Below are 21,082 nucleotides of genomic sequence, written 5' to 3' on the forward strand. Positions count from 1 at the left end.
ATCGCTCTTACGTCTATGTCTGGAAAGTACTGGCTGGGGCGGTAGGATTAAGGAGCCGCGATAAATCAATTAAAATCAATACAATGGATGAATTTTTGGGGTGCGCCGTTGATCAAAAAGTTGATGGATTGCGAAACATTGTCGATCCTCTTCCAATCAAGTCCTGCAACACATTAGATCACCAAGAAACGAGCTACTGCTTCGGGCCAAAAGGCGGTTAGGAACACCGGCAAACTCGATCGATAACAACACGAACAAGGCCCAGTTGACGACCCTGCGAAAATTCGAGAACGGCTGTGAGGCTGATTGCAACGACTGTTCGCAACCCAAAGAGGTCACCACACTGAGTGCCAAGCCATCCATGCCGCAATTGCGAGGTTTGAGAGTCAGTTGCCCGAATGCGGTCCACCCTGGCATTGGATTGCCACTGCTACAGTCAACACCAGCGACAGCTATGCGCAGAGAGGAACCTTTGCAAAGTCCGCCTTTCGGCCTGGGGACACAGACCTCGCCCGCTGCGGTGCCGCGTGAAAAGCGGTTGTTGATGCGAGGTGCAGCGATTTTCTAGGCTTGGACGGCAGGACTGCGGACAAAGTGTGCTTTCGCTGCGCTTGTTCCAATGGCGGTAATCCGTGCATAACGTCAATGATGGGGGGCCTCACCCAACGCCATTTGCATGTGGTGTGCCTGATGATGCGCGCCAATGGTCATGACGCCGAAGAACCCGAGACCAAGGACACGCGCAAGTTCCTGATCGGTTCCGGCTTCGACGCGCATCGTCGCGCCGCCGTCCGACGGTTCGGCGGCAACACTCCAACCGGCTGCCATTTCCAACATAGGCGAATGAGCCAGTGTCATACGTCGCACGGCATTGACAACGTCGCCTTGGCCCATGACGACAAATTCAACCACCCGGTCCTCTGTTCGGGTGGCGACCTTCGCTTGGGTCGTGACCAAATCCATGTCCACCAGATGATCTCGCAGTGCCTGAATGTTGACCTTAGCCCAGTCGGTATGTGGATCATCTGACAGGATTTGCACGATTTCTGAAATAGCTGCGAACGCAGACTGGCCCGTTTCCGTCGGCCCCGCTGAGCCGGGGTGTGCATGCTGAGCGCTGGCGGGGAAGGCCAATAGCGCCAAGATGGCGGGAAGTGCAAATCTGATCATGATGGTTCCGCTCGTGCCTTTGGATTTGCCGCCTTGGTACATCACAACATGAAAACCAAATATGATTGAAATCACATGTTGCCTGCGCCATTCGATACTTTGGAGGATCAGTCGTGGTCCCGCCTGACTTACCCCAAGGGCGATCATGCCTTTCGCCAAGGAGACGCGACGCATGGCGTATTTTTTGTTGTATCAGGCATCGTCTGCCTGACGCGTGTCACGGAATCCGGGAATGCTGTGATGGTCCACAATTCGCAAGCAGGTGACATGTTTGCAGAGGCGTCCTTGTATTCGGACTTTTATCATTGCGATGCGATTTGCCTGTCTCCAGCGGAAGTCATTCGAATTTCAAAACAGGCAATCCTGAAACGCCAGCGCCGCGACGCCGCTTTCTCAGAGGCGATAACCAGACGGTTGGCGGTTCAGGTTTAGGATTATCGCCAGCTATTAACGCTGCATGCCTCGAAGTCCGCGAACGACCGGGTGTTGCAGGCGGTTGCATTGGGCAAGCTGACAGGTTCGGTCACGCAGTTTGCAAACCAGATCGGTCTCACCAAAGAAGCTTGCTATCGGGCGCTGCGGGATTTGTCCGATCAGGGTTTGCTGTTGAAAACCGGGCGCGGGCGATACGCACCCACGCCACGCAGTGAAGAGCGCCTTCCTTAGTCGTGTGGAGGGTTACGCCCCGCTTGGATTTTCTGAACGCGCTCCGGCCAAGTTGACCGGATGTACGCCAATATGTCCCAAATGTCGCTGTCGGTCAGCGCGTCTCCGAAACCCGGCATTCCGCTTTGAAAGCCCGTGACACCTCGTGCCGCAAGTGCTTCTTCCCCGCCGAGCCGGGTGTATTCGAACAATAGCTGATTGTCGTGATGCCATGTGTGGCCAGTTTCGTCATGCGGTGGGGCGGGCAGGACACCGTCTTCATCGGCTACGCGCCAATCCGGCTGCCCTTCGAGGTTGGCCCCATGACAGGAGGCGCATTGTTCGGTGTAGAGGGTTTGGCCATTGGCCAAATCCCGATCATCCAATTCGTGACCGGCGATTGCACCGGTCCCGATGCAGCAAGCAGCGATGATCAAAACGCGTTTCATACGACCTCCACCCATGTTTTCATACCTGCGGCCTGATGCCCGAGCATGTGGCAATGTAGCAGCCATCTTCCGGGGTTATCGAACACACAGACGATGTCGCGGGTCTCCCCCGCATCCACCAGTGTCGTATCCCGCAAAGCGCCCAGATCGCCGTCCGCTTCAACTTCAAAAAAGTGATGTCCGTGAAGATGAATTCCATGCGCGAAGCTTGTGTCGTTCACCAAACGTATGCGCGCGGTTTGCCCACGTTCAAACAGGTGAAACGGGGTGTCCGTCAGCCCAGATTGGCCGTTAAATGCCCAGATACCCCCTCCTGCCATCCCTTGCATCATACGGCGGCTCATGGCCCCGCCTTGCATGGTTAGGGTCAGGGGAATGGCGTTGCCCATGTCAGGTTGCGCTGTCTCGTTTGCAGGAAGCGCGCGTACCACCGATGGTTGCCGCTCGGTGTTTTCGCCCGCAACAGGGACTTCACCCAGCAGATACGGGCCATCCCGTGTCGGAAAGACGAAGGCGACTTGGTCGGATGTCGCAACATCGGCAATTATATCCACACGCTGTGCCGGGGCCAGAATGAAGTCGGATAGCTCGTGTGGGTCTGATAGTGGCATGCCGTCTAAGGCGACGATCTTACCGTCAATCCCTTCAATCTCGACTGGAAATATCCTGTCAGTCGCCACATTGATCAGACGTAGCCTGACACGATCTCCGCGCCGGACTGTCACCTGTGGTTCGACAAGGGCACGTGCAAAGTTGCCAAGCCGCCCCTGATGCGCCTGATCGTGCATGTTCTCAAAACCTTCGGCGAGTGTGCCCGCTTCGGTCATCCGCCAATCGTCAATCATGACAATCAGATCATGGTCCACATCCGGCGGCGTTGGTTCATCTACGATCAGGGGGCCATAGAGCCCTTTCGCAACCTGTTCCCAAGACCGGTTGTGCGAGTGGTACCAAAAGGTGCCCGCATCCGGCGCGCGAAAGCGGTAGGCAAACTCAGAACCCGCTTCAACTACGTCTTGTGTCAGCCCCGGCACACCGTCCATTGCGTTGTCAGACCGCAATCCGTGCCAATGCACGGCCGATCCTTCGCCGATTTGGTTCAGGAACCGCACATCGAAGACCTCGCCCTGACGGGCGCGTACTACCGGTCCCGGCGTGCTGCCGTTGAACCCCAGCATGGGTGTCGCCGGTTCGCCTTCCGGTAGGATTTGCGCGCTGATCGGCTGTGCAATCAATTCTGCCCGTGTTGCAGCGAGCGTGATACGCGGAACTATCGCCGCCGCGCTTGTTGTGATCAGGAATTCTCGTCTGTTCATAGGTTACCTCAATTCGGAAGGGTCAAAACACTGGTGAGCGTCGCGGTTGCAGCAAGCACCACCAGTATGACCGCAGTTTCAATTTCAATGGAGCGCGCCAGACGCCGTCCAGCTTGGGCGTCCCCGGCCTGCACGGCTGGGACAAAGCGTAGCTTGTTCGCGGCAGCCAGAGTCAAAACCACTCCCACAAGCACCAGTTTTGCTAAAAGGGTTTGACCGTATCCCGTTGTCGCAAGCGCCGTTAAATCGCCCAGCAACAGCCAAGCCATTAGAAGCCCAGCCAGGATCAACACCGGGACAATTACCGAGGCGGCTTGCCCGAACTGATGGCCCAAATGCGCCGCGCTTTCCAAATGCTCTGGCCCTCGTGACAGGGCCCGTAAAGGACCAAGAATGCCGATCCAGAAGGCGATCCCTAATAGGTGCAACAGGAGCAGAACTCGGACGCCGTATTGCTCCAATCCGGGCACATGCCCAATCTGAGCAAAGGACCACATAGCCAGAACTCCGCCAGCAAGTGAAATCCAGTGACCGACGCGGGGAACGAACAGCCCCGCCATAATCAGAGCCGCGCCAGCGAGGCGGAAAGTTAAAGCACCGCCAACCGGTGTTTGCCAAAGCAGGTCAAGCATTTCCGGATCGGTCATGCCATCCGCGCCGCCCGTCAGAGCGGCCCCTCTCAACATGAACCCTATCACAGCTGCGACAAGCGCAAGCCCAGCCAAGAATGCGGCCTGCATCTTGATCCGGTTGTTTAGCGGCCTCACCGATTTGGGAAAAGCGGTTCGAATGATCACAAGCCCAGTGGACCCCGTGATGCCGATATAGAGCATCAGCTTCGCGAGGATCGCGGCAATTTCCCAGATGTCTGGCATGTTCATTCCACCGTGAACGAGAATTCGCCCTGCATGGCGTGCCCGTCCATGCCCAAGCCCCGCCATTCGATGCGGTAGGTGCCTTCACCCATGCCTTGAAGAGGAAGCGTGAACACGCGGTCAAAACGCGTCTGGTCTCCCAGATCGAGTCTTACTGACGGATGATCCTGATGGATCATTTCCACCCGTGTCAGCCGAATATCGTTGCCGAAGTTGAAGCTGATCTCGGACGGAACTTCCGCAATCGTCGCGCCGTTTTCCGGCGTCGTGTTGTCCACACTGGAATGCGCAAATGCGCCGGTGGCAAGCGCGGTCATCAGGGCAAACATGGTAAGAATTTTCATCGGGGTATCCTTTAGTTTATTCCGTTGGCGCGCTGAATTTCGCGGATATAGGCGATGACCATGGTGACATCGCCTCGTGTCAGACCTACGACCGGTGGCATGTCGCCGAACCGCCAGTGGTGGCTTCTGACACCCATCGCGACTGCGCGCTGAAAAGCCTCGTCGGCATGGTGGCTGGGCTCATAGATAACATGGATCAATGGCGGGCCTGAACCTTCGTTACCAACGGCATTGGTGCCGTGACACAATGCACAGGTGTTCTCGAATATGCGTTGGCCAATAGCCGCATTGTCGTCGATGGGCGGCATCTGGATTGCGACCATGGCATTGCCCTCAACAGGTGCCGCTTGCGCGGCTTCCTCTGCGGGACCGGGTCGAAGAAGAGCGTAAGCAGCAATGGCAGCCACGGCGCACGCGCCGATCACGAAGTATTTTCGGTTCATGGGTTGGTCCTAACCTTGTGAAACAGGGGTTGGCCGCAGTATTCCCGCGACCTTTCAGAAACGCTGATTACTTACGCAAACAGCGATGAAATCCTGATTCAAAAGTTAGGTGGTCTGTCCGGGTTGTCCGGCTCTTCCAGCGTCGAAAGGTGTCCGACCTGCCATCCCAACACAGTCTCGGACTGGTCAAAAGTTGCTTCCGAATACTGTGAGGAAAGCGCCAGAACATGACACAGGAACGGATTGCATCCTTCGTGTGCCACGCCGTCTGTCCCTTGGGGAACGCTTCCGGTCGGTTCAACCGAGGCGTGGTCAGCGTGGTGCATATCGACCGACATGGACGCATGGTCGTCGCAGTGTCCGCCAGCGCAGTTTTTCGACAAAGCATGCGCAGCACTGCCAAGCCCGGTCATGAGGACCAGAAGTGCAACGAGAAGTGCTGATGTTATGTGTCGACAAAATCTCACGGCACAAACATATTGCACGTTTCTTCACAAGACAATGCAAGCTTCTTCGGTCGGAATTGGAAGTGCACGAAATAGATGCGGACGGCAGTTACCTGCCGATATTACCTACTTCAAGTGAGTGCAGCATCAGGGACTCTGGGCTCGAAGCCGCCGTTCTCTGCACTAGCTCACCAAATCGGTACTGAGGCAGGAGGTCAAGGTCGGCTGAGCGAACGAAGTGACAGTTCCATGTAAGTACGCCAAGGTTTGTTTTTTGCCCGAGTTCGTCACAAACTCGGCTTGCAGATCGTCATATCCCTGAACACTTACAGTCGGAGATGATATGCGAAAAACCGTTTTGATAGCTGTTGGAGGGCTTTCCCTTGTTACAGCTGCCTACATTTGGACCGCCACAAATCACTGGTACGACAGCATACCCGGTGTATCACTGACCGGTCCTCTCAATTTTCACTTTGCCAAGGACGTCGCGCTTGCCTACCTGGCCAGTGGTGCGGCGCTGGTTTGGGCGGGTGTAAAACATGACAGGTCAGCAGGCCTATGTGGCGCGTTATGGCTTGTGTTTCATGCAGTCTTTCACATCTGGATCTGGATACATCGCGGCAGCCCCATGGACGTCGTCGCCCTAACAAATCTGACCGGCATTCAGCTACCTGCCTTTCTGGCGATGTGGGCGGCCATCAGCGTTCCAACTGAGAGGGTAACAGCATGATACGCGCGTTGTTAAAAATAGGCGCCCAGCGGTTCGCGCAACGCTACAACTATGATACGGGTTTCATGTCGCATATTGTTGACACCTCTACGGCAGCGGGTCTGCGACTATCCACCCTGTCGCTCTACAGTCAGTTTCGCGGCCCAAAACAGGCCCGTGACGTCTGGGCCGGGGCGATGCTTGGATCGACGCAAGAAGGGGACTGTGGACCATGCGTGCAGTTGATCGTTGATATGGCGCTTGAAGCGCATGTCCCGGCAAAGCAGGTTGCCCTGTGCCTTGAAGGGAACGCCCATGGGGCAGGTGACGTAGGCCTTGGGTATAGGTTTGCGCAGGCCGCCATCGCCGATACGCCTGACCTGGCCGATCTGCGGGACGCGATTGAAACACGTTTTGGTGCAACCGCTCTGATTGCAGCTTCATTCGCAGCCTCTAGTGGGCGCATTTATCCGGTATTGAAACGCGGACTGGGGCATGGGCAAACCTGCCAAAGTGTTCAGATTGACAGCACGACAATACAGGTCCGGCAGCAGACATGAACATGGCCACAGACATATTTGAATTCGAGCGCTCAAAACTGATTTCCCTGTGCTATCGTATGATTGGCGAGCGCGCAGGCGCGGAGGACGCCGTGCAGGACACCTGGCTGAAATGGGCGGCAGCAGATACCAGCCAAATTGAAAACCCCTCAGCCTGGCTGCGTCGCGTCGCGACAAATATAGCCATCGACACATTGCGGTCTGCGCATCGCAAGCGCGAGGTCTATGTGGGCCCCTGGCTTCCTGAACCTCTTATTCAAATGGAGGTTCAGGAGCCAAACCATCAGTTTGAACTGGCGCAGGAATGTGAACTGGCCTTGCTCTGGGCCATGGAGCGCCTTACCGAGCGCGAGCGCGCAGCCTTCATTCTCAGAGAGGCCTTTGATGCCAGTTACTCTGAAATTGCGAACACGCTTGGCACAAGCGAGGCCGCCTGTCGCCAGCTGGTCAGCAGGTCCCAGAAGAAACTACAAAACTCTGGCCCCCGGTTCGATGCCACGCCAGAGGATGTTGCCGATTTGAGCCAGCGCTTTTTTATGGCGGTTATGTCGGAAGACTTTGATCAGGCGCTGTCGCTTCTTACCCCCAATTCTGTTGCGCTGTCAGATGGTGGGGCCAAGAGAAGAGCTGCGCGGCGCCCATTGGTGGGTGGCAGCGAAATCATACAGGTATTCCGTGCGCTGTATGAAAAGGCGAAGGCAGAACAGGGGTGGACGACCCAGTTGTCTATGGTGAATGCCAAGCCCGCTTTCCTGCGCAGACAGTTCGGCGTTTTGGATTCCATCACTACGCTTGCCCCGGACCAAAACGGCAAAATTGCATGGCTCTATATCATGAGAAACCCTGACAAACTGGGACAGGGAGCCCCGTAGGAGCCCCATCAAAACAAATGTTAAAAACACTCAAATCGATGGATTTCACAGATATGAAGGCGATGACTATGCTGCCCAAAGGACAATTTGACATCGGAGACATGCCAAGATTTGGCCTGTCCCAATTTGCTGACCGGTTTCCTGCCCAAACGCAGGGTCCGGAGCTTCAGGTTTCAGGGGATGTAAGGCAAAAAATCACCATTGGGACCGAATTGTCAGAACTGCCCCAGACACAAGTTGTTGCCGATTTTCATTGCGTTACAACATGGAGCTCCCTGAACTTGAAATGGGAAGGCGTTCTATTCAAAGACGTTTTTGAACATCTCGTTCAGCCGCTTGGGATGCCAGACAAACAGGCGCGGTTTGTCATCCTTCGGGGACAAGACGGGGCCAAAACCAGCCTGCCACTGGACGATCTACTGAAAAGCAATGTGATCTTAGCCACCAGAATGAACGATGAACGCCTTACAATGGCGCATGGTGCGCCCTTACGACTGGTTGCGCCGGATCACTATGGATACAAGAGTATCAAGTATTTGAACCGGATGTCCCTACATGTTGAGAACCCCGGCTACAGGCCTTCTGGGTTCCGCTTTATGGAGCACCCCCGCGCGCGGGTTTCTTTTGAAGAACGGGGACAGTTCTTCCCGGGTTGGTTCTTGCGCTACTCCTATAGGCCGTTGATCAAGCCGACCGCCAAGTTGTTTGCGAATGCGGCTGAGCTTCACTCTGGAAAAAACAGGTGAACCGTAGTCGTGTTCTCCAGACCATTGCTACTTTTACTTACACAGGGTCCAGCTGGGGGCGTAGTTTTTATTGGCACTCAGCACTTCGGTCTCATTGCCGACATTGAGAGCAAGAAGCCGCGTTTGACCGCTTGAATGTCCGGTTCTGGGAAGTCGAGGCGCGATATGTGCATGTGCGGCAACGAGAGCCAACCTCGCTTCACATCGGTCACTTTGGGCTGACAGCAGTCATCCGCAACCTGGACGGATCGGCGCCAGCCGCGTAGCCCCTGCTACGTCGGCTATGCGCAGTAAGCGAGCTTTGCAAAGTGTGGCCCACTTCCCGACAGCGGACCTTCGTGCTCTGCGCGGCGAATTCGGGCTTGGAGCCCAATTTGTCTGATACCGCACTGAGTATGAACGACCGCTTCGGAATGCTTGATTCAATGTGTTGCGGACGGCAGCTCAATGGCGGGCGCGGATTCGACAATGAAACCTTTTCATCCCGCCTTTGCTTAGGCACGTAAAAATTAGCGCGTATAGACTGCGGTTAGCTCCGCCGTCGCGATGGTGTTGGCACCTGTCATGAAGCCAACAAGCGCAGCACTGGCGTTTTCATCTAGGCCGAGCGTCTTGACGCCCAATGCATGCACCTTGAACTGGTAGCGGTGAACTTCTCCAGCCGGGGGGCACGCACCGCCATAACCGGGCACACCAAAATCTGTGGAGATTTGAATCGTGCTTTCGGGCATGTCACCATCTGCGGAACCGGCACCTTGGGCCAGCGAGTTTATATTGGCAGGGATATTAAAAGCCACCCAATGCCACCAACCAGATCCTGTTGGCGCGTCTGGGTCATAAACCGTTAACGCCAGACTCTTGGTGCCTTCTGGAACACCGCTCCACTCGAGAGCAGGAGAAACGTTGCCTCCTTCACACCCGAACCCATTCAGGATGAATTGATTGTCCAACTCCTGCCCCTCGGCAATGTCGGGACTCGTCAGAACGAACCCACCTTCGGCCAATGCAGATGTTGAAAGTGTGGCACAAAGGCCTGCTGTTACTAGGAACTTCATATTTGATCTCCGTTAGAAGTGTTGATCGGCCGGATTGGCCATTTGAGTGGCAAGAAAAGACGCGTTTCACGCGTCAGGTCTTGTGCTCGGCGGGTAGGTCATGACCCGGACTTCTGGCAGGCGATTGAGTTTGAGGTCGCTCATGGTCGGTGACCTTGAAGGGCGACAAGGGTGCCCTGAGCCCGATCCAGCACAGGTTTATCCACCATTTTTCCGCGAAACAGGAAGCTTCCCTTCTGCTCTTCGGAAGCCAAGACAACGGCCTGCGCCCACTCCACTTCCGCCTCACTTGGGGCAAACGCAGCATGGACAACTGATGTTTGGCGCGGGTGTATGCACATCATGCCCCCCATGCCTGATGCACATGCGTGCTCTGTTGCGTTTTGAAGTCCGGTCGTGTCGTCCAAATTTGTGAACACGCCATCGATTGGTGGTGGCAGATCGCCCAGACGTGAGTTTGTCACCAACATAAAACGCGCTGCGTCCAAGGCCGTTTGCCCGCCGGGATGGTCCATTTCCAGACCAAGATCCAGAGATAGGTCAATCGTTCCCAAAAGAAGTCGGCCAAGGTCCGATAGGCTCACGATTTCTCTAAGATCAACAAGGCCTCGCACGGTTTCGATCAGGGGCCAGACTGGGTTTTCCAGTTTCTGGACAACTTTTGAACAACTCTCCGCATCCGCCTTGGGGAGTATTACGCCAGACAAGCTTGGATGGTTGGCTAAGGCTAAATCCGCTTCGAAAAATGTGCTCTCAATGCCATTAATCCGCACAAGAACTTTCTCAACCGTCACTTGATCAAGGAATTTTTTGGCGTGATGGCGCGCCTTCATCTTGGCCTCGGGCGCAACTGCATCTTCAAGATCAATGATAATTGCATGCGCACCGGATGCTGCCGCTTTTCCAAAACGCTCAGGGCGGTCGCCGGGAACAAATAGAAAACTGCGGGCAGATGTTAGATCAGTCATCAGATGACCTTTTCTTCAAGTAGTTTAGCAATGTCTTCTTTGGAGTATCCGATCTCGGCCAGTAGCGCGGACGAGTGCTCTCCCAGCGCGGGCACAGCATCCATGCGTGGTTCGGTCCCAATTCCCCCCGGAGGCAGAAGTGCCGGAACACGCCCGGCTGGAGTGTCAATTTCGCGCCAACGATTGCGGGCTTCGAACTGGACGTGGTTCCAGACGTCTGCCATCTCATTCATATTCGCATTGGCGATGCCCGCGCGATCCAGCCGCGCGATGACATTCTCGGTGGTCAAATCTGAAAAACTACCGGTGATAATCTCCGTCAGCACCACTTTGTTCTTGGCACGCAGGCTGTTTGACGAAAACTGCGGGTCGGCGGTCAGCTGTGGCTCTTCAAGCACAACATCGCAAAACGCTTTCCATTCGCGTTCGTTTTGCAGACCAAGAATAACCGTGCGCCCGTCACCAACGGTAAATGGCCCATAGGGAAAGATCGTTGCATGGCTGGCACCAGCACGTACCGGTGGCTCGGCACCTTCGTAGGAATAGTAGAGCGGGTAACCCATCCACTCGGTCATCGAATCAAGCATCGACAGGTCGACCTGACAGCCTTTGCCTGTTTGTCCGCGTTGCATAAGGGCCGCAAGAATATTGGTATAGGCATACATTCCCGCAGCAATGTCTGCGATCGAGATCCCTGCTTTGCTTGGGCTGTCCGGGGTGCCCGTCGTTGTAAGAAAACCCGCTTCTGACTGTATCAGAAGGTCATAGGCTTTGCGTTTCTCATCAGGGCCGCCCGTTCCATATCCGGAAATATTGCAAACGATAACACTGGGGTTTTCTTTCGACAGTTCTTCATACCCCAAGCCAAGCCGCGCGGCGGCCCCGGGTGCGAGGTTTTGCACAACGACGTCGGCCTCTGCTGCCAGCTTTTTCAAGATCGTAGCACCTTCAGCGTGTTTGACGTCCAGCGTCAGGCTTTCCTTGGAACGGTTGGTCCAGACGAAATGCGACGCCATCCCATTGACGCGGCTGTCATAATCCCGAGCAAAATCCCCAACACCGGGACGTTCGATTTTGATAACCCGCGCCCCCAGGTCCGCCAGTTGCCGCGTGGCAAAAGGCGCTGCAATCGCGTGTTCAAGGCTAACAACAGTAATTCCTTTAAGTGGCAGCATCAGAAAGACCTCGGCAGGCCGAGAACATGCTCAGCGACATAAGACAGGATGAGATTGGTTGAGATCGGCGCGACCTGATAAAGTCGCGTTTCGCGGAACTTTCGCTCGACGTCGTATTCGTCAGCGAATCCATATCCGCCATGAAACTGTAGGCACGCATTCGCCGCCTCCCAACTGGCCTTGGCGGCAAGATATTTCGCCATATTGGCTTCGGTGCCGCATGCTTGGCCCGCGTCGAAAAGCGCACACGCTTTGAACCGCATCAGGTTCGCGGCCTCCAATTCGATCTTGGCCTCGGCGATCGGGAACTGGACGCCTTGGTTTTGGCCAATGGGCCGTCCAAAGACTTCGCGTTCTTTGACGTAATTGGTCACCTTATCGATGAACCAATAGCCGTCACCAATACACTCCGCCGCAATCAACGTGCGCTCGGCATTGAGGCCATCCAGAATGTAGTGAAAGCCCATCCCCTCTTCACCGATCAGATTTTCGGTGGGAATTTCAAGATTGTCGAAGAACAGCTCGTTGGTCTCGTGATTGACCATGTTAGGAATGGGTTTAACCTCCAGCCCGTTGCCGATGGCATCCTTCAGATCCACAATGAAAATGGACATCCCAAGCGACTTTTTCTTGACCTGATCCAATGGCGTGGTCCGAGCCAACAGGATCATCAGATCGGAATGCTGCACACGGCTGATCCAGACCTTTTGGCCGTTAACCACATAGTGATACCCTTTGCGCACCGCTGTGGTCTTGATCTTGGTGGTGTCAGTTCCGGTTGTGGGTTCAGTGACTGCCATGGATTGCAGGCGCAGTTCGCCGCTTGAAATACGGGGTAGATAGCGTTGCTTCTGTTCCTCAGAACCGTGGCGCAGCAAAGTGCCCATATTATACATCTGGCCGTGGCAGGCACCGGAATTGCCACCCGCCCGGTTGATTTCTTCCATGATGATGCTGGCCTCGGTGAGGCCAAGCCCCGAGCCGCCGTAATCTTCCGGGATCATGGCCGCGAGCCAGCCCGCTTCGGTCAAAGCGTCGACAAATTCCTCCGGGTAGCCACGCTTTTCATCAATCTTGCGGTGGTATTCGGGCGGGTAGGTTGCGCATAGCGCTTGAACGGCATCACGGATATCTTGGTGATCAAAATCCACAGCTTGTCCTCACTCGATGATTGCTTTGGCGTTCATTGCCAATGTACCGTCTTTGCGCCGCGCCCAAAGTTGGAACGTTTTTCCATCTTGTTCGGCTGCGCCATGAACTGAGAATGTTTCATTGTCGAAAACCGTGGACACGGCACGGAATTCAAAACTACGAACGATTGCTTCGGGAGCTTCGCGACGCAACAAATCAAGAAGCAGCGTGGCAAGCAGCGGCCCATGCACAACAAGGCCCTGATATCCCTCGGACCCAACGCAGAACGGCTGGTCATAATGAATGCGATGGCCATTGAAGGTCAGCGCGGAATAGCGAAACAGAAGCACTGGGGAGGGATCAATATCGCGCGAGAAATCCCATTGCGCAGGCGCAGGTGGCGGCGTTTGTACGAGCGCGTCTGGGCGGGGCTCTTCACGATAAACGATGTCATGTTCTTCATCGATGCCGAGCATGTCGCCGTCAAACATTTGATGTCCAACGGTGACAAAAACCAGTTTCCCGGAACGGCCATCCTTGGTTTTTACAGATTTGATCGTTGAAACCTTTTTTAACTCACTGCCGATTGACAGCGGCGCGAGGAAATTCAGGCGACTTCCGGCCCACATGCGCCGCGGCAGTGGCACCGGAGGCAGGAAGCCTCCGAGTGCGGCATGGCCATCATACCCGACCTCTGACAGATTGAAGAGTTGAAGGAAATGCATCCAGTGCCAGAGCGGCGGCAGGGGTGTTCCGTCTGTATAATGCGGATCATCGCGATCCAGCGTTGCTGCAAGAGCGTTTGATGGAAAGGGAGCGATCCGCTCGACGTGGGATTCAGATTTGCCGATCCACTTTTCCAATTGCGCAATGTCCATCTTCGCCTCGCTTTCGTATCTCTGTGCCCATCTGTGTCAAATTCGTCGTATTCTGAAAATTCGCATTTCAGTAATGCGGCGTTCGTGGTAGGCGAATGCAGATGAATGTTGAATTTGTTGACCTCAGACTCTTTGTGAACGTGGCCGAATGCGGCAACCTCACGCGTGGTGCAGAGAGATCCTATCTTTCGCCGCCTTCTGCCAGTGCGCGGATGAAATCGCTGGAACTGGAAATTGGCCAACAGCTTTTCAATCGGGGCAACAAGGGGGTCACACTGACCCGGCCCGGAGAGCTGTTTCTGAAACAAGCGCGTCTGGTGCTGCGGCAGTTAGATTTCCTCAAGGATGAGATGTCTAACGCAGTGGATGGCCACATAAGACTGTACGCAAACACAACCGCCATAACCGAGTTTCTGCCTGAGCTGCTTGCGCAATTCCTATCTGAACGTCCTGGCGTGACGGTGGATCTTCAGGAACGGCTTACAAATGAAATCGTGCGATCTGTTGTCGATGGCACGGCGGATCTTGGTATCATTTCAGGCGATATTGAGGACCAAGGGCTGCAGGTCATACCGTTTTCGACGGATCGTCTTGTATTGGCAACGCCAAGCGATCACCCGCTTGCGCTCCGAAAACAGGTGCAATTTGCGAAAACACTGGAATTCGAACACATAAGTTTGCACGAGGGCAGTACATTGCTGGATTTTCTGCGTCGGCAGTTTCGGCGTAGTGGCTACGATCGCAGCCTGCGCATTCAAGTTCGAAGTTTCGAAGCCATGTGCCGGCTTGTCGAAGCGGGTGTCGGGATCGGGGTGGTGCCGGAAACTGCAGCCAAACGCCATGAGAAGACGATGGATATCGCCTTGCTCAACCTGTGCGATAATTGGGCAATCCGGACCAGGTCGGTCTTGGTAAGAGACCGCGAAACTTTACCTCGTACGGCACTTGGCCTCATTGACCTGTTGGTTGATTCAAGCGCCGGAGGCAAGCGTCTAAAAGTAGATGGGTAATGGTGTCCTTTGTTTGTCTTTTCAAAAACTCTGCCTTTGCAAACTAATGATTTCCAGCCTGTGTCGACGCAAAAGCTGTCATTAGCATCTGATGCAGTGAATTGGTGCTTCGTTCGCGTTGCCGCCCTTAGAGCCTTAAAGTCGCAATTCTTCCTGACTGATGTTGTCGGATCACCGGTTTGAGTCCACTGCAGTCACTGCCTGGCCGTCTGAATGCTGCGAACACACGAGGCCACTCGCAGCCCGCAGTGGACCCATGGTCCTCGGTGCGAATTTGCAATAGTTGACCTTCGCCGCGCAGGTCGCGAAATCACACAATGCGGGACGAAGCGGGCTTTCGCCTCAGCTGTACGAACGACTGCTTTAGGTTCAAAATTTGTTTGGCCGAACCAAACAAAAACCGTCAATCGCATCGATGAATTGTCGCAGAGCGACAGGCAAATCAACGCATAGAAATTCAACTTTTTGAGAAGTTCTTGCAGTACTTTTATGAGAATTGGAGGAGGATCAGAGAGCTTTGGAAAACCCAAATTGAATGCATGCGGTTATTCAGACCGGACATTGCAGCTTCGAAACGTTGGAATACCGACGAGCTCCTACCCAACAAAACTAGCCTCACAAAACGTATGGAGCGCTTTCTTTGCGGTCCTTCATGAGCCGTGCAAAATAGTTGAACAAAGTCGCGGATAGTGGTCTCTCTGCCGCCCGGTACTCTGGGTGCCATTGAACCCCAATAATCATTTCCTCCGAACTTAGTTCAAAGGCTTCAACAATCCCATCATCGGATAGTGCCACGGGTTCCAACTCACCGGCAAGCTTGTCAACAGCCTGAACATGCACGGAGTTCACCAGTACACGGGGCTTGCCAATTGCCTCGCCAAGCTTGGTCTTTTGGTTGACCTTGATCGGATGCGCTTCCCGATAGACAAGGTCGGGGTCCGTTACCTTGGGCAGTTCGGGGTGATCTGGATAATCAGCAGTTCCGGCAAATCCGGTGCGGATGGAGCCTCCAAGTGCAACATTTATCTCCTGCATGCCGCGGCAAATGCCAAGCAAAGGCAGCTTCCTTTTGCGGGCCGCATTTACCAAATAGAAGGCGGTGGCATCTCGTTGCGAGTCAAAAGGGCCGTGGCTCTGACTGTTGCCAACTACGCCATAGGCATCGGGGGCGATGTTCGATTGATCGCCGGTCAGAATGACACCATCAACCAGGTCAAGGAAGGCGTCCAATTGCATCTTGCCGGACAGTGTCGGAACAATGATCGGTAGGGAGCCGCAACCTTCAAGCACCGCTGTCAGGTATTTGTCGTCTAGGGTTTGCCGTGTCAGGCCAATGTCGGTGTCAAACCCCGAGTTGGCCATCAGAGCTACTCTCAACGGAGGGTCAGTATACGCAGTCATCTTGACAATACTTCTTTCTGTGCTGACGGTTAGCGGATCAGAGATTTGGAGAAATGCAGCTCAATCCGCTTTTGGACGAGCTCCAGGACAATCGACATCAGCCAGTAGACAATCGAGGCTGTGATCAGCATTTCGAGGATTTTGAAGTCAGACCGTCCAACGGTACGGGCCAGGAACATCAGGTCCCAAACCCCCACAACACTTACAAGGGAGCTGTCCTTGAGCATGGCGATGAACTGGTTGCCTGTCGGAGGGATGATCACGCGCATGGCCTGCGGCAGGATCACCTTTCGGAAGGTCACCATGCGGTGCAAACCCAGCGCGTCGGCAGCCTCCCACTGTCCTTCGGGCAGCGATTGAATTCCAGATCGGAAGATCTCGGTCATGTAGGCGCCATAGACCAGCGAAAGTGCTGCAATGGCTGCGGGCACCGGATCTACGACTATGCCAATCTGGGGCAGCCCCAGGTAAATCAGGAACAGCTGCACCAGCAGCGGCGTGCCGCGAAAATAAGAGGTGTAGAACGCTCCGATGCCTTCAAGAATGCCAATGCCGGAGAGTTTTGCCGTTGCCCCGGCGAGGGCAAAGACAAATGCCAGGGTGATCGAAATCGCAGAGACATAGAGCGTTGTGACAGCCCCCTGCGACAAGAGATAGGGCAGTTTCTTGCTGATGAAGCCGAAGCTCAGATCAAAGGAATAGAATAACCCGAGCGCAATTGCCGCTAATACGGCCCAGATCAGATAGGCTTGCAAGCGGCGTTGAAGGCCGAGGAGGGCGTAGGCCACGCCCCCCGCGATGAGAAAGGCCACCAATGCCGCCGAAAAGCGCCCCCAGTTTCCGGCCAGAGTCTCAGGGCGCATGGCGGGCAAGAGCATCTCGCCCAAGGCCCCTTGATTGGCCGACAGTAGGAAGGCTGCCGCAAAGACCGACAGCGCCAAACCGGATGCCAGTTTCAGACGCTCCGGCCCATGCTGGAAGCTGCTTTTGAACAATGTGACCATTGGCTTGCCTTATTTGGTGCTGACGAGGTCAGTGCCGTGCCATTTGACCGACAGATTGGCCAATGTGCCGTCGCTCCGCATCTCTTCGATAATGTCATGCAGGCGGGCATTCAGCTCTGCGTCCCCCTTGTCGGTGGCTAGGGCAAGTGGTTCAAAGAAGACTGGCTCTCCCAGCTGTTTGATCGGAAGGCCAACGGAGACCGCCTCGGCAATAACTGGCACCGATTGCAATACTGCATGAAGTCGCGCGCCATCGCCAAGGGCGAGGTCATCAAACTCGTTCACATCGCTATAGGCCCGGATCTCACCGGGGGTGACATCATAGGTAAAGGCAGGCATCCCCACCACGTCGAGCTTCAGATCGTGCTCCAGATACCGGTTGTAGGTTGAGGCAGAGACCACGCCCACGGTTTTTCCGTCCAGATCCCCCGGTTTTTCGGCAGGCGATGTCTTATGCACCGCAAAAGCAGCGGGGCTAAAGTAATAGATTGCTGGAAAATCCAGGATCTCGGCGCGGGCCTTAGTGGGCGTCATCGAGCCAACAACCATGTCCCAGCGGCCAGCCCAGCGTCCTGCGGTCATGACCTCCCAGCCAGGGGTTACGAATTTGACGTCGACGCCCAGGCGTGCTGCAACTTCTTTGGAGACCGCGATATCAAAACCGTCGAGTTCATTATTGTCATTCATAAAAGAATTGGGGCGGTAGTCTGAATTGGTGCCGACGGTCAGCACGCCATTGTTCAGAATACGATCAAGCGTTTCTCCGGCCTGAGCGGCCAATCCATAGAAGCTCACTGAAAGTGCCGTAGCGAAGCCTGTGATCACCGCTCTACTTGAAATTGTCATGTCTATCCTCCCGTCTCGACGAAAACAAAAATCTGGCTGATCATTCGCCTAGCGGGTGGGATTTCGCAAATCAGTAAAGTTGAAAGTTCTATAGAAAACCTCTATGGATCAGACATGAGCGCCTCACGAAGATTCATCCCAACACTGCAGGAGGCACGATCTCTCGATGCGGTATCACGGCTGAACTCTGTTTCTGCCGCTGCGCGCGAACTCAATTTGTCACAGCCGACTGTATCATATCATATCAGGAAGTTAGAGGAGAGGTGGAACGCAAAGCTATTTCGTGCGAAGGGGCGAAATCTGGAGCCAACAGAGTTTCTGCGCGCCATCATCCCAGAGGTCCGCAGCGTGACACACCAGTTGGAACATATTGGTCATTTGGTGGGGAGTCAGTATCATCAAAAGGTTCTTTCAATAGGAATTGCCCCATCTTTGGCCTCAATCGTTTTGCAGCCAAGACTCGCTGCTTTTCTGAAGCGTTCCCCAGAAATCAACGTCAGACTCTGTGCTGCAAACCGTTTTGTGGATCTGGAGGAAGAGCGGATCGACGTCGCGCTGCGCCTGCTTCCATGCCCAAATTCAAAAGAAACAGAAGTTAATGGAAATACTTTGGTTCCCTTACCCAGTGAATACATGAGGGTGGTTTGTTCACCGAATTACCTAGCCTCCTTGACAGGTCAGTTGCAGCCAAGTGACAACTCGGATGCCAGGGTGCTTTCACAGGCGCAACTCATCCACGAAGACGAAACCGTTCATTGGGCCAACTATTTTGCTACCTATCTGGCAGGGTATCCCTTCGAATCGCGTCCGCGCTTGACCTTCAACAATGCGGACATGATCCTACAGGCCGCAATCTCCGGGCAAGGCTTTGCCTTGCTTCGCGACATCTATGTGATGGATGCGCTTAGAAGAGGGGAGTTGATTGAACCCTATGCGTCGCGCTTATCCTGCGAGCGCGTCTTTCAGTTCGTTGCTCCTGAAGCCATCGGTTTCACTCAACCCGCATCCAGCTTCGTCGCCTGGTTTGGGGCTGAGTTGAAAGCCCTGCTAAGCCAAGCTTGAAATCGATTCCTGCTTTCGTTGCGGCCGCACATCAAGATGCTTGGCTGGCGCGCTGCTAAAGGCACGATTAGCAAAGCCCGTTTTCTGCGCATCGCGACCGTTCGACTAGGGCGCTGCATTTGCCAGCGTCTTAACCAGCCGCTGAATGGTAGCTTACCGGAAAATCATTCAACCGCTTCGCATTCACAGCATATGAATTGCTGCGCCTGATGCGAAGGTCGTGTTTAGGCTGGGAGCCAACCACAGGCGCTTCTGTAGTTGATCACTGACCAAGCGGCCCGCCTCCGCTCGGCGTCGAAGGCAGCTATGCGCAGAGAGCGGGCTTTGCAAAGTATGGCTATCCAGTGTTGCCAATGAGCCTAGACGGCCCAGAGCCGCCATCCAACGGCACTCTCGGTGCTGCGGCGTCGCGCTCCGACCAGACATTCGCTACGCAGGCTCTGCTCTCCTAACTTCCGGTGGTTTTCTCGAATCCACGTATGCATCTGGCGTGTTTGGAAAGACGATTTCGCCAGAAGTCTCAACTAGTGCTTTTCGGCATGCTATTGCAAACTCCCCATCCGCACAGCTTGATAGGTATTGCGCTATTCGAAATAGCTCTGGTGTGGAAACAAGTCCAAGCGACATTGAAACTGCTGATGTTTTGCACTTGTCAGTGAAGCTCTCGTCGCGCTCGTTTGGCTTTGTCAGGCGGAAAGCGTTCCCAAATAGTATGCCCTTAGCTGGCACCAAAACATCTTCTCGCTCTAAGTCTTCGTGGATATTCGTAGACAGTTGCCTTAGTTTGCCAATGGCAATAGGCTTATTGTCTCTTCCTTCAGCCTCGCCCAAGAGTCGTCCTTCGGTGCTTTCAAAGACTGCATCAAACTCTGAGTTTGCATCTTCAAAGTTGCTGGCTTCGAAGCCAAGAATCCTAAGTGCTTTCAGAATCGCTGCCTCAAGCGGTTTACCCGTCTCAAACAAGAGGTCTCGAAGTTGTCCCGCCTCTGCCAGAAGGGTTGCTGACTGTTCCTTGTTCTTCTGAGCCTTTTTTAGCTCAGCCTCAGCTACCAGCAAATCGTCTCTCAAACGAATCTCGTCAGATAGGGCATAGCTTTCACTACCCGCCCAGTCTGGTTCTGGTGTCTTTTCAGAAGTTTTACGTAGGCTTTTTTCTAAGCCCACGATTTCCGCAATATAAGCAGATGAAAACTGATTTGCTGCTTCAGAAGATTGATACTCATCATCAACCTCGTCAAAAAATTCGTCTCTTTCAAAATCGAGGTCTGGCAAAAGCAGAAGTGAACCGTTGGACGACTTGCTGCCCATTTGTATTGCGACAGGTCTACTGCCATGTTTGGTAGTGATGCAGCAATCCTTTGTGTCCGTTGGGAAAACTACCTCGTAGTTAGATTGGCTACCAAATCGCCCCCAGTAAGGTGCAAGCAGATCTCGATAATTTTGACGTAGCGCCATCTCGCTGCCCTGAGTTGCAGTAGCTTTGAGTGTAATTGGCAGAGAAGAGTAGCTTGATAGCTCTGCAACGTGGCGAGTGACTTTTTGATTCCTGCCAGTGCCAGACGTTTCTTTCGTGCCTGTGGCCGCATAAACGACGTCTGGGGAATTGAGGTGAACGATCACTGTTTTGCCATTGTCAACGGCTTCACGCAACTCACGCCGCCAATGCTCGCAAGCCTCTTTCGCTCGAAACGACTGCGTGTCGTTCAGCGCGATTTTTCCGTTGTAGTATTCATAGCCAGTGAAACTGTGGGAGTTTCTAATGAAGTGTTCGATGTTTGGGCGAAACAAGATGATATCCCAGTCAAGTAAGGAGGTCTTGTCACTAAAGTCGGAATCAGGGATTTCACCAGAGGGCAGCTGAAATCCAATGCTAATGATCTTCTTCGCCATCAAGGTCTACCAATCTATATTGCGTTGCAGCAGATATAGCGTGTCTGTTCAAAGTTCGCCACTAACCATAGTCGGTGACCTGGCAAT

23 protein-coding genes are annotated in these 21,082 nt (G+C 54.3%); 8 read left to right on the forward strand and 15 right to left on the reverse strand.

The features are described 5' to 3' along the window. Window positions 1–221, forward strand: a 221-nt coding sequence (locus tag AN476_RS23280; RefSeq protein ID WP_216598408.1) for a hypothetical protein, incomplete at its 5' end; no start/stop codon positions are given. 421 nt (window positions 222–642) lie between these two features. Here the strand turns inward: AN476_RS23280 and AN476_RS20600 are convergent. Beyond that, complete coding sequence (locus AN476_RS20600) at window positions 643–1,344, reverse strand: hypothetical protein (protein WP_253279954.1); 702 nt, start codon at window positions 1,342–1,344, stop codon at window positions 643–645. On the opposite strand from AN476_RS20600, the gene AN476_RS23650 reads away from it, so the two are divergent. Next, window positions 1,246–1,602 carry a cyclic nucleotide-binding domain-containing protein gene (locus AN476_RS23650; RefSeq protein WP_054463652.1) on the forward strand — a complete coding sequence of 119 codons (357 nt, stop codon included), beginning with the start codon at window positions 1,246–1,248 and terminating at the stop codon, window positions 1,600–1,602. The two genes, AN476_RS20600 and AN476_RS23650, sit on opposite strands and share 99 nt — an antisense overlap. A 230-nt stretch (window positions 1,603–1,832) precedes the next feature. Here the strand turns inward: AN476_RS23650 and AN476_RS20610 are convergent, their stop codons facing one another. From AN476_RS20610 to AN476_RS20630, 5 genes are read right to left on the reverse strand one after another with little or no spacing between them, the layout of a single operon-like run. Further along, window positions 1,833–2,264 carry a c-type cytochrome gene (locus AN476_RS20610; RefSeq protein WP_054463653.1) on the reverse strand — a complete coding sequence of 144 codons (432 nt, stop codon included), beginning with the start codon at window positions 2,262–2,264 and terminating at the stop codon, window positions 1,833–1,835. Then, complete coding sequence (locus tag AN476_RS20615; protein ID WP_054463654.1) at window positions 2,261–3,580, reverse strand: multicopper oxidase family protein; 1,320 nt, start codon at window positions 3,578–3,580, stop codon at window positions 2,261–2,263. The genes AN476_RS20610 and AN476_RS20615 overlap by 4 nt, the downstream gene beginning before the upstream one ends. Before the next feature lie 8 nt (window positions 3,581–3,588). After that, complete coding sequence (locus AN476_RS20620; protein ID WP_054463655.1) at window positions 3,589–4,455, reverse strand: copper resistance D family protein; 867 nt, start codon at window positions 4,453–4,455, stop codon at window positions 3,589–3,591. Window positions 4,456–4,457: 2 nt separating this feature from the next. Then, a complete protein-coding gene (locus AN476_RS20625; RefSeq protein WP_054463656.1) occupies window positions 4,458–4,799 on the reverse strand; it encodes a copper resistance CopC family protein in 342 nt (113 codons plus the stop codon). Window positions 4,800–4,810: 11 nt separating this feature from the next. After that, window positions 4,811–5,242, reverse strand: a complete 432-nt coding sequence (locus AN476_RS20630; protein ID WP_054463657.1) for a cytochrome c — start codon at window positions 5,240–5,242, stop codon at window positions 4,811–4,813. A gap of 789 nt (window positions 5,243–6,031) precedes the next feature. On the opposite strand from AN476_RS20630, the gene AN476_RS20640 reads away from it, so the two are divergent. The 4 genes from AN476_RS20640 (at window position 6,032) to AN476_RS20655 (ending at window position 8,575) form a co-directional block, all read left to right on the forward strand. Next, the gene (locus AN476_RS20640; protein WP_253279955.1) at window positions 6,032–6,418 is read left to right on the forward strand and encodes a hypothetical protein; all 387 of its coding nucleotides are present in this window, start codon (window positions 6,032–6,034) and stop codon (window positions 6,416–6,418) included. Window positions 6,419–6,483: 65 nt separating this feature from the next. Continuing rightward, window positions 6,484–6,957 (forward strand): hypothetical protein, encoded by a 474-nt coding sequence (locus AN476_RS20645; RefSeq protein WP_083464440.1) that lies wholly within the window; start codon window positions 6,484–6,486, stop codon window positions 6,955–6,957. Window positions 6,958–6,959: 2 nt separating this feature from the next. Then, window positions 6,960–7,829 (forward strand): RNA polymerase sigma factor SigJ, encoded by an 870-nt coding sequence (gene sigJ / locus AN476_RS20650; protein WP_253279956.1) that lies wholly within the window; start codon window positions 6,960–6,962, stop codon window positions 7,827–7,829. A gap of 17 nt (window positions 7,830–7,846) precedes the next feature. Continuing rightward, entirely contained in the window at window positions 7,847–8,575 is a 729-nt protein-coding gene (locus AN476_RS20655; protein WP_054463661.1) for a molybdopterin-dependent oxidoreductase, read from the forward strand. 509 nt (window positions 8,576–9,084) lie between these two features. Here the strand turns inward: AN476_RS20655 and AN476_RS20660 are convergent. From AN476_RS20660 to AN476_RS20680, 5 genes are all read right to left on the reverse strand, one after another. Next, a complete protein-coding gene (locus AN476_RS20660) occupies window positions 9,085–9,630 on the reverse strand; it encodes a YbhB/YbcL family Raf kinase inhibitor-like protein (RefSeq protein WP_083464437.1) in 546 nt (181 codons plus the stop codon). A 140-nt stretch (window positions 9,631–9,770) separates the two neighbouring features. Then, window positions 9,771–10,598 carry a CoA ester lyase gene (locus AN476_RS20665; protein ID WP_054463662.1) on the reverse strand — a complete coding sequence of 276 codons (828 nt, stop codon included), beginning with the start codon at window positions 10,596–10,598 and terminating at the stop codon, window positions 9,771–9,773. Further along, window positions 10,598–11,773: a CaiB/BaiF CoA-transferase family protein gene (locus AN476_RS20670; protein ID WP_054463663.1), complete on the reverse strand. Its 1,176-nt coding sequence runs from the start codon at window positions 11,771–11,773 to the stop codon at window positions 10,598–10,600. Before AN476_RS20670 ends, AN476_RS20665 begins: the two co-directional genes overlap by 1 nt. Next, window positions 11,773–12,924, reverse strand: a complete 1,152-nt coding sequence (locus AN476_RS20675; RefSeq protein ID WP_054463664.1) for an acyl-CoA dehydrogenase family protein — start codon at window positions 12,922–12,924, stop codon at window positions 11,773–11,775. Before AN476_RS20675 ends, AN476_RS20670 begins: the two co-directional genes overlap by 1 nt. A 9-nt stretch (window positions 12,925–12,933) precedes the next feature. Continuing rightward, window positions 12,934–13,782: a MaoC family dehydratase N-terminal domain-containing protein gene (locus AN476_RS20680; protein WP_054463665.1), complete on the reverse strand. Its 849-nt coding sequence runs from the start codon at window positions 13,780–13,782 to the stop codon at window positions 12,934–12,936. Between the two features lie 101 nt (window positions 13,783–13,883). Here AN476_RS20680 and AN476_RS20685 point away from each other — a divergent pair, with 101 nt between their 5' ends. Beyond that, window positions 13,884–14,792, forward strand: coding sequence for a LysR substrate-binding domain-containing protein (locus AN476_RS20685; RefSeq protein ID WP_054463666.1), 909 nt, complete (start codon window positions 13,884–13,886; stop codon window positions 14,790–14,792). 615 nt (window positions 14,793–15,407) lie between these two features. On the opposite strand, the gene AN476_RS20690 is transcribed toward AN476_RS20685, so the two are convergent. The 3 genes from AN476_RS20690 to AN476_RS20700 are packed head-to-tail and all read right to left on the reverse strand — an operon-like array spanning window position 15,408 to window position 18,043. Then, entirely contained in the window at window positions 15,408–16,193 is a 786-nt protein-coding gene (locus AN476_RS20690; RefSeq protein WP_083464438.1) for a gamma-glutamyl-gamma-aminobutyrate hydrolase family protein, read from the reverse strand. Between the two features lie 29 nt (window positions 16,194–16,222). Continuing rightward, on the reverse strand, window positions 16,223–17,197 hold the full coding sequence (locus AN476_RS20695) for an amino acid ABC transporter permease (protein WP_054463668.1): 975 nt from the start codon (window positions 17,195–17,197) through the stop codon (window positions 16,223–16,225). A 9-nt stretch (window positions 17,198–17,206) separates the two neighbouring features. Then, window positions 17,207–18,043 carry a transporter substrate-binding domain-containing protein gene (locus AN476_RS20700; RefSeq protein WP_054463669.1) on the reverse strand — a complete coding sequence of 279 codons (837 nt, stop codon included), beginning with the start codon at window positions 18,041–18,043 and terminating at the stop codon, window positions 17,207–17,209. Between the two features lie 114 nt (window positions 18,044–18,157). Between AN476_RS20700 and AN476_RS20705 the strand changes: the two genes are divergently transcribed. Next, the gene (locus AN476_RS20705; protein ID WP_054463670.1) at window positions 18,158–19,105 is read left to right on the forward strand and encodes a LysR substrate-binding domain-containing protein; all 948 of its coding nucleotides are present in this window, start codon (window positions 18,158–18,160) and stop codon (window positions 19,103–19,105) included. A 429-nt stretch (window positions 19,106–19,534) separates the two neighbouring features. On the opposite strand, the gene AN476_RS20710 is transcribed toward AN476_RS20705, so the two are convergent. Continuing rightward, window positions 19,535–20,995 carry a hypothetical protein gene (locus AN476_RS20710; protein ID WP_054463671.1) on the reverse strand — a complete coding sequence of 487 codons (1,461 nt, stop codon included), beginning with the start codon at window positions 20,993–20,995 and terminating at the stop codon, window positions 19,535–19,537. Between the last annotated feature and the right edge of the window lie 87 nt (window positions 20,996–21,082).

This window comes from Phaeobacter sp. 11ANDIMAR09 (assembly GCF_001294455.1).
Classification (GTDB): Bacteria; Pseudomonadota; Alphaproteobacteria; order Rhodobacterales; family Rhodobacteraceae; genus Pseudophaeobacter.